We start from the raw sequence: 12,595 nt of genomic DNA on the forward strand, positions 1-12,595 counted from the left end.
ATATTGTTGTATTACAGTATAGTGATTTCTGTTAATTGAAAAAAGATAGGGGTACCAAAATAAAGAGGTTATATATTGTAAATTTTTCCATAGGTAATATTAGAACATCATATTTAGAGTCGCCCACTAATGAGAAAGAGGAGGAATTCTATATGAAGATTAATACTTTTAAAGTAACAGCTGCATCGGCTTTATTGGCTACAACAATTTTGGGATCACCGGTATTGGGAAATGCCCATGGTAAGGGAGAAGGTAGAGACGGTGGGCACAAAGATGACAAACAACGTTCTCGTCAAATGATTGGACAAAACCAAGATAATAGAGATAGAGGATATAAAATTAAAGGACAGTAAAATTACTGATAAAAATAAAGTTAAAAATAAGTTAGAGAAAGTAGAAAGCAAAACAGAGAAGTCCTCGAAAAAAATAAATGAAGTAAACACGTCAAATACAGTTCAAAATAAAGTGAAAAAAGTAGCGAAAGTTCCGGTAGTTTCATATGCAGAAGCAGATGAGTATGGGAAAATGACCGTTTTACCGTTAATTGCAGGGTTGGAAACTGCAAGAGCCAGTTTAGATTGGGATAATCTAACGAAAATTTATAACTTATTATTCAAAGAATTAAAAAAAGGAACTGAGATCTTCGGTAAAGTAGAAGGAAAGGAGAATCGTGACAGATTGATTGCCACGTATAAAGTTCCTGCCATTGAAAAAAGTACAGAGCTAGCTTTGCCAATATCTATTTACAATGGTATTAATCAAATAGAAGACCTTTTAAAAGCTAAAAACACAGTGAAAGCGGCTGTGAAAATTGAAAAACAGAAATTGTTAGTAGACAAATTAGGGAATATTGAAAATGATGCACTACTCACTAATTTGGTTGAAAAAGTAAACTCAGTAGATTCGAAAATTAAAGCTACCAAGGCTACAAGTAATAACTATCAAGCAGTTTCAATGAAAAAAGATCAGATGATTAGTCTGATCTTTTTTTCACTCTAAACAACTTTATTGTTCATAGGTTAACATAAAATCCTCTATTCAAAGACGATCGTATCTAACAAATAACGTTGAATTACTTTCATATTCGGTTCATAACCTATTCCATTCCCTTTTGGAACTTCTATATAGCCATTCTCCACAACTATTTCCGGGGAAATGATATCCTCCTCCCAATAATGAGAAGACCCTGCAGTATCACCTGGCAGTGTAAAATTGGGTAACGAGGTGAGGGCGATGTTATGTGCACGACCGATTCCTGTCTCTAACATTCCACCACACCAAACAGGAATGCCTTTTTCCATACATAAATCATGAATTTTCTTTGCTTCCGTCAGACCTCCAACACGCGCAATTTTTATATTTATAACATTTGTGCTCCCAAGCTCGATTGCTTTACGTGCATCAGCTACAGATAAAATACTTTCATCTAAGCAAATAGGGGTATTCAGCTGTTTTTGTAGTTGAGCATGATCGACAATATCATCATAAGCAAGTGGCTGTTCAATCATCATTAGCTGAAAATCATCCAGTTGTTTTAAAAGTTCAATATCCTCGAGTGTATAGGCTGAATTCGCATCAGCCATTAGAGGGTAATTAGGAAATGCTTCTCTCAGTTTTTGAATCACTTCGATATCATATCCAGGTTTGATTTTCACTTTAATTCGTTTGTACCCTTCTTTGATGTAATTGCTGACTACTTCTAATAATTTCTCTGTTGTTGTTTGGATGCCGATGCTAATGCCTACTTCAATTTTCTCGGTAACTCCTCCAAGTGCTTGTGAAAGTGATTGAGCAGTTCGTTTAGCATATAAGTCCCAAATAGCCCCTTCCACAGCAGCCTTTGCCATATTATTCTTTCGGATAGGTGCAAAAATTGCGCTTACTTCATCTGGATGACTAATTTCTTTGCTCAACACAAGTGGTATTAAAAAGTCCCTTATCATATGTAAAGTAGTTTGAACGGTTTCTTCTGTGTACCATGGTGCTTGGAAAGCTGCGGACTCTCCCCAACCAGAGTTTCCATTTTCATCAAAGACCTCTAGTAAGAAAAATTCTTTTTCTTGCATACTTCCAAAGCTAGTTACAAATGGGTTTTTCATTGTCATTTTCATATGCCGCATAGTTATTTTTTTTATAATCATGTTTAATAACTCCTCTAAAAACACTGTTATTATTCAACTTATCATGTTCTAGCTACTAAAACAAATTAAAAAAACCCTACTACTGTAGGGAAGTTAAGGTGTTTCATAATCCTCTTTTTCGATTTCCACTGTCGAAACAGGGGCGCCTTCCCAAATCATTTGAAGGGAAGCTTGTATATCTAAGTCATTTCTATAAGCCATTTCTTCTGGTTCAACTGGATTTGGTTTAATAGAAATCTCCTCCTTCCATTCTTTCTACTATTATATTAATCAAAAATAAAATAAATCATGGAACATTCAAATTTATTTTGATTATCAAAATCGGTTGAAAAAGGATTTTTAATGACGAAATGGCGGTGAAAATTCTATAGTTGTATTTAATGATATATTCTGACAATTGAAATAACTAATTGAGCAAGTAAAATAAGAGGAAATGAAGGGAGTGGATAAATTATGACAGTTGAGTATCTAGTACAAGTAATGAATCGCAGTATTCAAAAAGTGGAGGAAACAGTTGACCAGGTAGAACGTCATACAAATATGTCTAAGGCAGATCAGCATCAAATTATGCAAGCAGTATTGGAACTGAGTGACCGGATAAAATTAATTGAAATGCAAATAGATATAAATAAGATGAAAAGAATTCAGTAAAATGTATGTAATACTTCGAGTATTATGAGCATGCTTAGTATAAGAGATTGACATACTACTCAAAATGATGTAAATTACCAAATGGACGAACGTTTTTAGTTCATTTGATAATAATATTCGTATTTGGGAGTGTATATGATGGAAAATGTATTCGATTATGAAGATATTCAATTAATTCCGGCGAAATGTGTAGTTAATAGTAGATCAGAATGTGATACTACAGTCACACTTGGGGGACATAATTTTAAATTGCCAGTAGTGCCTGCTAATATGCAGACAATTATAGATGAAAATATTGCAAATTATTTAGCTGAAAATGGTTATTTTTATATAATGCATCGCTTTGAACCACAAAAACGTATTGCCTTCATCAAGAGTATGCAATCACGTAGCTTAATTGCATCAATAAGTGTGGGTGTCAAAGAAGAAGAATACACATTTGTAGAACAGTTGGCGGAAGAAAATCTAGTACCTGAGTTCATCACCATTGATATTGCGCACGGTCATTCTAATGCAGTTATTAACATGATTAAACATCTTAAAAAACATTTACCGAATAGCTTTGTCATTGCTGGTAATGTTGGAACTCCAGAAGCAGTAAGAGAGTTAGAAAATGCTGGAGCGGATGCAACGAAAGTTGGAATCGGACCTGGGAAAGTATGTATCACGAAGATTAAAACAGGATTTGGAACAGGTGGTTGGCAACTTGCGGCATTGCGTTGGTGTGCAAAAGCAGCTAGCAAACCCATAATTGCAGATGGTGGAATTCGTACACATGGTGATATTGCAAAATCCGTTCGTTTTGGCGCTTCTATGGTTATGATTGGCTCTCTATTTGCAGGTCATGAAGAATCTCCTGGAGTTACAGTCGAAAAAGATGGCAAGCAGTATAAAGAATACTTCGGTTCTGCATCTGAATTTCAAAAAGGCGAAAAGAAAAATGTTGAAGGTAAAAAAATGTTTGTAGAATATAAAGGTCCGCTAGAAGATACTTTAAGAGAAATGGAACAAGACTTGCAATCTTCTATATCATATTCAGGTGGAAATAAATTAGAGTCGATTCGTAATGTAGACTATGTAATCGTAAAGAACTCTATTTTCAATGGCGATAAAGTTTACTAAAAATTAATGTTATTTTAGATCTCTGAGTGCTACAATAAAGTTGATATTTATTGTTTGAATAATTACATTATTTGAGAAGAGGAGTGTTCTAAAATGGCTATTAATATATATCTTACTTTTAACGGGAATTGTCGAGAAGCTGCAGAATTTTATGCAGAAGTATTTAAGACAGAAAAACCAGAGATTATGACTTTCGGTGAATCACCGCAAAGCCCGGATTTTGTATTGCCTGCAGAAGCAAAAGACTTAGTTCTCCACACTCGCTTAAATATTAATGGAAGCAATATAATGTTCTCTGATACGTTTCCAGGATCACCGTTTACGGAAGGAAATAATATCAGTTTAGCTTTTGTAAGTAATGAAGAAGATACGGTTAAATCCGCATTTAATGCTCTTAAAGAAGGCGGTAAAGTGAGCATGGATCTTCAAGAAACATTTTGGAGTAAATGTTACGGTTCCTTAAGAGATAAGTTCGGTATTGAATGGCAATTTAGCCACGAACCAGATCAACTACCACAATAAAATAGGAAGTCATGCAATGTTCAAGTATACATTGCATGACTTTTTTTATTACTAAATAATTCAGAATGTAATAATAAATCGATGCTGTTTAAAGTATACTAGCATATATACCTACTAGAAAATTAATAGAAAGAAGAGATTAACCGATGAATATACAAATAAATCCTCGAGCACAAGCATTGAAAATTCCTGGAACACGACAATTCTCCAATCAATTAGTTCATTACCCGGATGCCGTTAATTTAACGATTGGTCAGCCGGATTTTCCGACACCTGCATCAGTAAAAGAAGCAGGTATCCGGGCAATTGAACAAAATTTAACCGGGTATTCGCATAATGCAGGGCTGCTAGAGTTAAGAAATGCAGTGAACTCTTTTTTCTTTGACAAATATGGTTTTTCATATGATCTTCAAAGTGAAATTATTATAACAAATGGTGCTAGTGAAGCAATCGATGCAGTCTTTCGAACAATTTTAGTAGAAGGAGACGAGGTTATTCTACCAGCTCCTACTTATTCAGGGTATGTACCTGTGATTGAACTTTGTGGAGCGAAAGTAGTGTATTTAGATACGACGGACACTAATTTCCAACCGTCTGCAGAAAGACTTGCAAACTTGATCAATGAGCGAACAAAAGCCGTGTTTTTCAATAATCCCTCTAATCCTACTGGGGTTGTTCTTACAAAAGAGACGATGGATGAATTAGTTGATGTGATACAAGAAAAGAATATATTTGTACTAACAGATGAAATATATAGCGAGAATACTTTCTCAGGAAAGCATCATTCCTTTGCAAGCTATGAGGAAATACGTGAAAAATTATTTTATATTCATGGTGTTTCCAAGTCGCATTCGATGACGGGTTGGCGAATCGGCTTCCTGATGGGGCCAGTAAATGTGATGGAGCATGTAGTAAAAGTGCATGCCTTCAATACAATTTGTGCCTCACTACCTGCCCAATATGCAGCAATGGAAGCACTCACAAATGCCAAAGACACTCCAAGTGAGATGAACTTGGAATATGTGAAAAGACGTGACTTTGTATTTAATCGACTAATAGAGATGGGACTGACGGTGGAAAAGCCAAATGGCGCTTTTTATATATTCCCTGATATAAGAAAGTATGGAATGAATTCCTTTGAGTTTGCTACGAAGCTATTACAGGAGGGCGGTGTGGCTGTCGTTCCTGGAAGCGCGTTTACAGCATACGGAGAAGGTTTCATACGCATTTCCTATGCGTACAATATGGCTGTGCTAGAAAAAGGAATGAATAGACTAGAAGAATTCCTTCTTACATTAAGTCCATCTCAATTCCTCTAGATTACGACGTGTTCATGACACAAATTAAAGGCTAATTCCATTATTTTGGAATAGCCTTTTTGCTATTGTCCTTCAAAATCTCCCGTAACACTAGTATTCAACCATCAACAGCGAGTAAAGCTTATTCGGCCATAGCTTCTTATTATTGCACTATTGTAGTTCCAAATGATCCTTCAATGTCCACGTGACATCGCTCATCTCTTCATCGTTGGGTACATAATACCAAATGCCGTCCATTCGCTGGCCACTACCATGCGTAAGCGTAATAGATTCGACATTTGTCAGTGAAGACTTATAACCTTTTTGAATATCCATCATTTGATCAAATGTCATATTTGTTCGAATGTTGTCCGCTAAGGAGGCCAAGAGATCCTTATAGTTGAGGAAGCTATTAAAAGAAGCCCCTTCCTTTAATATAGCTAAGAGAACTTGTTTTTGACGCTCCTGTCTTCCAAAGTCACCTAAGGGATCATTCTTTCGCATGCGAACATAACTAAGAGCACTATCACCGTCTAAATGTATGGGACCAGCTGCAAATTGGTAACCGTTTTCTTCAAAAGCAGATCGGTTCTCAACCGTGACACCGCCAACACTATCGACAATCTCTAAAAAACTTTCCATATTCACCTGTAAAACATAGTCAATTGGAATATCTAGAAGATTTTCAACAGAACGAAGGGCCATATCTATCCCACCGAAGGCGTAGGCATGATTTAATTTATCCATTTTCTCTAATCCGATAATTTCTGTATATGTGTCTCTTGGGATGCTTAATACTTTAACTGAAGCTAGAGAGGGGTTAGCGGTGAGGACAATAATAGTGTCGGACCGTCCGATATCTGCATCCCGTTCATCCACACCGAGTAGTAAAATGGAAATTGGTTCCTTTTCTACGAGTTCTACTTTCGTTTTTCTAAGTTCAGAAACTTTGCGAATCTTTGGTTCATGAATTGTATCGAGTGTAGTGGATACATTTTGATAAATACTTGTTGCGTATATAACACCAACTAAAAGGAAGCAACTAATAATTGTAATCCAAATTGTTTTCTTCGACATTCATGGTCCTCATTTCTTATAACTACAAGCCTTTTTGTAAATATATGAGTGTAAGTCCCAGAATATTAATTAGAACTGGTAATAGTATGTATAGTTTGGTTCTTTATTAAACAAGCGAAATAAATTAGATAAATTCTCAATTTACTTAAACTTAATATTTAAAATTATCTAAACTATAGTATAGTTAAAGAGATACATATTATAAAAGGGATGGTGTAGGAATGTATAGAAAAACTTACAAAAGTATAACAGCAGCATTAACGATTGCGGCTGGTTTGGGATTAGCTTTAGCACCTCAAACGAGTTTGGCAGCTGAGGGAGATTTTAACCTTACTATTATGCATACAAATGACACACATGCAAATGTGGATGCTGTTGCAAAAAGAGCGACAGTAGTAAAACAGATTCGTAGTGAACACAAAAATAATCTTCTTCTTGACGCAGGTGATGTTTTCTCTGGGACTCTATACTTTAACCAATATACTGGTTTAGCTGATCTAGAGTTTATGAATTTATTAAAATATGATGCGATGACTTTCGGAAACCATGAATTTGATTTAGGTGCTACATCAGATGGCCATTTAGGTCTTGCAGAATTCGTCAAAAAAGCCGGTTTTCCATTTGTAAGTGCAAATGTAGATTTCTCGAAGGATGTACTATTTGAAGGACTTCAAAATAAAGAATATTCATCTTCAGCTTCTAATGGTGAAATATATAATGGAATTATTAAAGAAATTGATGGAGAAAAAGTAGGTATTTTTGGATTGACAACTGCTGAAACTGTAGATATTTCTAGCCCTAATGATATAGCATTTGCGGATTATATAGAAGCCGCTAAGGGAGCAGTAGCTGCATTTGAAAAAGCTGGTGTCAATAAAATTATTGCTCTTACTCATATTGGTTATGATGATGCTGCAAAATATGATAATGATTTATTACTTGCGGAAAAGGTACCTGGAATCGATATCATTGTTGGTGGTCATACACATACAAAACTGGACGCACCTAAAGAGTTAACTGTAAAAGGTAAACCAGTTCTTATCGTTCAAGCAAATGAATACAATAAATTTTTAGGTCAATTAGATGTTTCATTTAATACGGAAGGTGTTATTACAGATCATACTGGTATTTTACATGATGTTGCAGCGGTAGAAATAGCTGATCCAGAAACAGTAAAACTACTAAAACCATATACTGATTCTATAGACAAAGTAAAAAACACCTCAACAGGTAAAGTAGCTTTACAGGGTCTTAATGGTGGACGTGGACTTTGGGGCGTTCGTGCCGGTGAAACGAATCTTGGTAACTTAATAACTGATGGTATGTTAGCTTCGGCCAAAAAAATAGACTCCGAAACTGTTATCGCTATGCAGAATGGAGGGGGAATTCGTGCTTCCATTGATGCTGGAGATATTACTGTTGGAGAAGTTCTAACCGTAATGCCTTTTGGTAATGCACTTGCTATAGCCTCAGTTACAGGTGAAGAGATTAAATCATTACTTGAACATGCTATTAGTGAGTTTCCTAAAGAAAAAGGAGCATTTTTACATGTTTCAGGTTTAAAATATGCTTTTGATGGGACTGCTGAAGCAGGGAAACGTGTTCTAAATATACAAGTTAAAGAAGGAGACAAGTATATAGAGTTAAATAATTCTAAAACATACAAAGTCGCTACAAATACATTTACAGCAAAAGGTGGAGATGGTTTCAAAGCTTTTGAAACTGCTTATGCTGAAGGTAGAGTTAGTGAACCAGGAAATGTAGACTGGGAAATGTTTATTGAATATATCACGACACTTGAAACAGTTAATCCGACAGAAGAAGGACGTATAAATGCAGTACTTCCTTTCAAAGACATAAATGCAACTGACTGGCACTATTCTTACATCCAAGACATATTCTATTCAGGTTTAGCGAAAGGAACTAATAGTACAACCTATTCTCCAAATAAACAATTGACTCGTGCTCAAGCTACATCATTAATTGTACGTGCACTTGGTTTGGAAGCAAAAGGGACTGCTACTTTTACAGATGTGGTTAATCTTCACGCTGATACAAAAGCTGAAATTGCTGCTGCGGCTGAGGCTGGTATTATAAAAGGGGTTGATGGTAAGTTCATGCCTCACAAGGCTATCACTCGTGCACAATTTGCGTTAATGCTTAACAGAGCTTATGATGCGAAAGTAGAAGTAGACTATGTAGTAAAAGGCAAATCTACATTTTCCGATTTAGGGAAATATGATGGAGAGTTTGTTAAAGCTATTAACATGGTAGAAGAATTAAATATTGGTTCTGGTACTGATGGGAAATTTAGACCTACTGAAGGAACTACTCGTGCCCAGGCGGCAAAATTTGTTTCCAATTTTACTAATTTATTAAAATAGATTCTAAAAGTCCCTTCACATCCATTGTGAAGGGATTCCTAGTTTATAGTCTACTTTTGATGTGTATACATAATATAAAGGAGGTAATTACTTGAGAAAGTTTAATAAATTCCTATTGTTGGGTTTAATCATGCTCGTGCTGTTTCCAGGAACTGTCCAGGCTTCTCTATTTACAGATGTTAAGGACGATGAATGGTATTATCCTGTATTAGTCTCCAACCAGAAAAACAATATTATTACTGGTTACCCAGACGGGACTTTTCGTCCTAATAATTCTATAAGTAGAGCCCAAGTAGCGCAAATTATAAATAGAGTTTTAAAATTATCTAATTCTACAAATTACCAACCTTCATTTATTGATGTTTCGAGTGATCATCCTGCATATCAGGACATTGCTGCGCTAACAAAAGCGGGAATATTTAATAACGGTAGAAATTTCAATCCCAATGATACTTTGACGCGAGCACAGCTATCTAAAATTATCGTTTTAATAAATGACTTCCAAGTGCAACAAGAAGTAAAAAGTTCATTTACAGACGTTTTGGAAAGTCATTGGGCGAACTCTTATATATCTTTTTTAGCAAAAGCAGGAATTACAACTGGTAAAACTAAAACTACTTTTGCACCTAACAATGCAGTAACAAGAATTCAGGCGCTAGTATTGTTAAATAGAAGTATGGAATATAAGAAAAACCCTTCAACTGATGAAACTATTTATGATCCATTTGAAAAAGTTTATAAGAAAATTGAACAAGCAAATGAGAGTTTTATCTCTGAAACTATTAAACTAGTTAATTTGGAGCGAAACAAGCATGGGTTAACTGCATTAGTTGAAGACAAAGTGCTATCCCAAATAGCATTTATAAAAGCGGATGACATGATTTTAAATAATTATTTTGAACATACTTCTCCAATATATGGAGCACCTTGGGATATGGCAGATGGGTTCGGTTACTTCTATAAGACCTTTGGTGAAAACATTGCCCATGGTTATGAAGAGTCAAATGAGGTGGTTACAGCATGGATGAATTCTCCAGGTCACCGGGCGAATATACTAAATAGTAAGTACACAACAATTGGTGTAGGTATAGCTTTAAATGAAAGTAACCAATATTATTATGTCCATATGTTCTCCAGTAAATAACACAATAAAGAGCTGATCAAGTCGTTTTAATCTTGAATCAGCTTTTTAATGTGTTATTTAAACAAATTCTGTAGTAATATCCTCTTGTTTTGTCATTAAAAAGAGTTATTTGTAGGGAAATTATGAAATTGAGTAAAAATGAGGATATTAATGGAAGCGAATCTTTGATATTATCGTAGGAGGATAAAGGAGAGGAGCTCAAAAGTGTTAGATAAATTAAAAAATATTATTACTATCAGTCTTGTGCTAGTATTAGCTTTTTCGCTATCGCTACAAGTGAATGCTGCAAATACTTTCTCAGATGTGTCGAATTCGGATGAAGGTTATAAAGAAATTGAATATATATATGTCAAGGGGATTATAAAAGGTTACAAAAGTGGCGGAGGTCAAAAGTTTCAACCAAATGAAGTATTAACTCGCTATCAAGCAGCTAAAATGCTTGTTCTAGCAGGTGGACATGGACCGTTAAAGGTTAGTAAATCGAGTTTCAAAGACGTTAAATTAAATGAATCTGAATACATTGAACAAGCAGTTAAACTAGGATACATGACCGCTACAGGAAATGGAAACTTTAGCCCTTTCAAACCTTTTACTCGGGATGATATGAGTATGGCTCTAGTAAAGACTTTCAAGTTAAGCTTAACTGAACATGCAAATAAGCCTATAATATTCACAGATATAAATAATAATGATGCATTAGCAAAATATGTTAAAGCTATAATGTATAACGGCATTACAAAAGGTTCACAAGGGAAATATATGCCGAATAGTGGAGTAACACGAAAACAATTTGCTCTTTTTATTGCTCGAGGAATGGAAGACGAATTTAAAGTAAACAAAGAAGTAGACGGGGTTACTGTGCCCGACTCTAGTAAGTCGGTAGGACAAGTCATTATTAATGTTAATAATGATACGTTAAATGTTCGAGCGGAGCCAAGCAATTCTGGAACAGTCGTAGGTAAATTAGTGGATAAAGAAAAGGTATTTGTCTATGAAATTACAGGAGACTGGCTAAAAATAGATTATAAAGGCAAATTACAGTACATTAGTAAATCATATACCAGTTTCTTAGATGTAAATGGCAAAGAAATTGGTGCATCTACAGGAAAAGTATCAACGACATCACCTGATTTAAACATTAGAAGCAAACCAACTTCAAACTCAACTATTGTTAATACTGTAAGTCAAAATACGGAATTGCTAACGTATGGGCTATACAATGGCTGGTATTTAGTAAAAGTCGATAATATACCAGGTTATATTAGTGCAACCTATACAAAGGATGCAACTAAACCTGAAGTAACAGTACCGGACAATTTAGGCAACCTGACTGGTAAAGTAACTGCAGCATCACTAAATGTTCGAAGTGGTCCAGGAGCATCTTATGCAAGTGTAGGTAGTTTGACAAAAGGTAAGGTAGTAACAGTTGAAAGTCTTAATGGTGCTTGGGCAAAAGTTAAATATGCTGGTGGACAAGGCTATGTAAGTAAAACCTATTTAAAACTGGTTAACCAATCTGGAAGTGTATTAAAGAACAGAATTATTTTAATAGATGCTGGTCATGGTGGAAAAGATCCAGGTGCTTCTAGTCAAGGTGTTACAGAAAAAAGTATAGTTCTCAAAGTATCAAAATTGGTGGAACAAAAACTTAAAAATGCAGGTGCGGGGGTTATCATGTCAAGAACTGGTGATACTTTTCCCTCACTTCAAGACCGCGTAGCACTTTCCAAGTCTACTAACTCAGAACTGTATGTAAGCATTCATGTAAATGCAGCTACCAGCAAAACAGCAAATGGAACGGAAACATTCTACAATTTATCAGCGAATGATAATGGTGCGGAAAGTAAAGTGCTTGCCACGAAAATTCAACAAGAAATTATAAAAAATGCAAATATGAATAATCGTGGTATAAAAGAAGGTGAGTTCTACGTAATTAAACAAATGGAAATTCCATCTGTACTGGTAGAACTAGGGTTTATATCAAATCAGCAAGATTTTAATAAGCTAGTGAATGACAAATATATTGAAATTTATGCTCAATCTATCTTTAATGGAATACGTGATTACTACTCAGTTCAATAGTATTCCGGTTCAGAGGCAGTGCTTAGTCAATCAATGACGAAGTGCTGCCTTTTTTGTCTGTAATCTTTTTGTTATATTTTTGTTATTTATATGTGATGAAACTGTAATGTTTAGTGCCTCCAAATGATGGTATGCTTACTACAGATTTTGCTAAAGAGAGAGGTTATACAACAT

The 12,595-nt window shown here is 35.1% G+C and carries 11 protein-coding genes; 9 read left to right on the forward strand and 2 right to left on the reverse strand.

The features are described from left to right. Positions 1-152: 152 nt before the first annotated feature. Together MHI47_RS04285 and MHI47_RS04290 are read left to right on the forward strand one after the other, a co-directional pair. Positions 153-353 carry a hypothetical protein gene (locus MHI47_RS04285; RefSeq protein ID WP_340829752.1) on the forward strand — a complete coding sequence of 67 codons (201 nt, stop codon included), beginning with the start codon at positions 153-155 and terminating at the stop codon, positions 351-353. Further along, a complete protein-coding gene (locus MHI47_RS04290) occupies positions 301-999 on the forward strand; it encodes a hypothetical protein (RefSeq protein WP_340829755.1) in 699 nt (232 codons plus the stop codon). The genes MHI47_RS04285 and MHI47_RS04290 overlap by 53 nt, the downstream gene beginning before the upstream one ends. A gap of 35 nt (positions 1,000-1,034) precedes the next feature. On the opposite strand, the gene menC is transcribed toward MHI47_RS04290, so the two are convergent. Further along, positions 1,035-2,141, reverse strand: a complete 1,107-nt coding sequence (gene menC, locus MHI47_RS04295; RefSeq protein ID WP_340829756.1) for an o-succinylbenzoate synthase — start codon at positions 2,139-2,141, stop codon at positions 1,035-1,037. A 453-nt stretch (positions 2,142-2,594) separates the two neighbouring features. Between menC and MHI47_RS04300 the strand changes: the two genes are divergently transcribed. From MHI47_RS04300 to MHI47_RS04315, 4 genes are all read left to right on the forward strand, one after another. Further along, on the forward strand, positions 2,595-2,792 hold the full coding sequence (locus MHI47_RS04300; RefSeq protein WP_093537242.1) for a hypothetical protein: 198 nt from the start codon (positions 2,595-2,597) through the stop codon (positions 2,790-2,792). A gap of 138 nt (positions 2,793-2,930) precedes the next feature. Then, on the forward strand, positions 2,931-3,914 hold the full coding sequence (gene guaC, locus MHI47_RS04305; RefSeq protein WP_340829758.1) for a GMP reductase: 984 nt from the start codon (positions 2,931-2,933) through the stop codon (positions 3,912-3,914). Between the two features lie 93 nt (positions 3,915-4,007). Continuing rightward, on the forward strand, positions 4,008-4,436 hold the full coding sequence (locus MHI47_RS04310) for a VOC family protein (RefSeq protein WP_093537244.1): 429 nt from the start codon (positions 4,008-4,010) through the stop codon (positions 4,434-4,436). A gap of 146 nt (positions 4,437-4,582) precedes the next feature. After that, on the forward strand, positions 4,583-5,755 hold the full coding sequence (locus MHI47_RS04315) for an aminotransferase class I/II-fold pyridoxal phosphate-dependent enzyme (protein ID WP_340829760.1): 1,173 nt from the start codon (positions 4,583-4,585) through the stop codon (positions 5,753-5,755). A gap of 150 nt (positions 5,756-5,905) precedes the next feature. Here the strand turns inward: MHI47_RS04315 and MHI47_RS04320 are convergent, their stop codons facing one another. Further along, entirely contained in the window at positions 5,906-6,811 is a 906-nt protein-coding gene (locus MHI47_RS04320) for an LCP family glycopolymer transferase (RefSeq protein WP_340829761.1), read from the reverse strand. Positions 6,812-7,032: 221 nt separating this feature from the next. On the opposite strand from MHI47_RS04320, the gene MHI47_RS04325 reads away from it, so the two are divergent. From MHI47_RS04325 to MHI47_RS04335, 3 genes are all read left to right on the forward strand, one after another. Beyond that, positions 7,033-9,195: a 5'-nucleotidase C-terminal domain-containing protein gene (locus MHI47_RS04325; RefSeq protein ID WP_340829762.1), complete on the forward strand. Its 2,163-nt coding sequence runs from the start codon at positions 7,033-7,035 to the stop codon at positions 9,193-9,195. Positions 9,196-9,286: 91 nt separating this feature from the next. After that, positions 9,287-10,339 carry a CAP and S-layer homology domain-containing protein gene (locus MHI47_RS04330; RefSeq protein ID WP_340768506.1) on the forward strand — a complete coding sequence of 351 codons (1,053 nt, stop codon included), beginning with the start codon at positions 9,287-9,289 and terminating at the stop codon, positions 10,337-10,339. A 204-nt stretch (positions 10,340-10,543) separates the two neighbouring features. Next, positions 10,544-12,421 (forward strand): N-acetylmuramoyl-L-alanine amidase, encoded by a 1,878-nt coding sequence (locus MHI47_RS04335; RefSeq protein WP_340829764.1) that lies wholly within the window; start codon positions 10,544-10,546, stop codon positions 12,419-12,421. Positions 12,422-12,595 lie beyond the last annotated feature (174 nt).

Source organism: Psychrobacillus sp. FSL H8-0487, assembly GCF_038008385.1.
GTDB classification, from domain to species: domain Bacteria; phylum Bacillota; class Bacilli; order Bacillales_A; family Planococcaceae; genus Psychrobacillus; species Psychrobacillus psychrotolerans.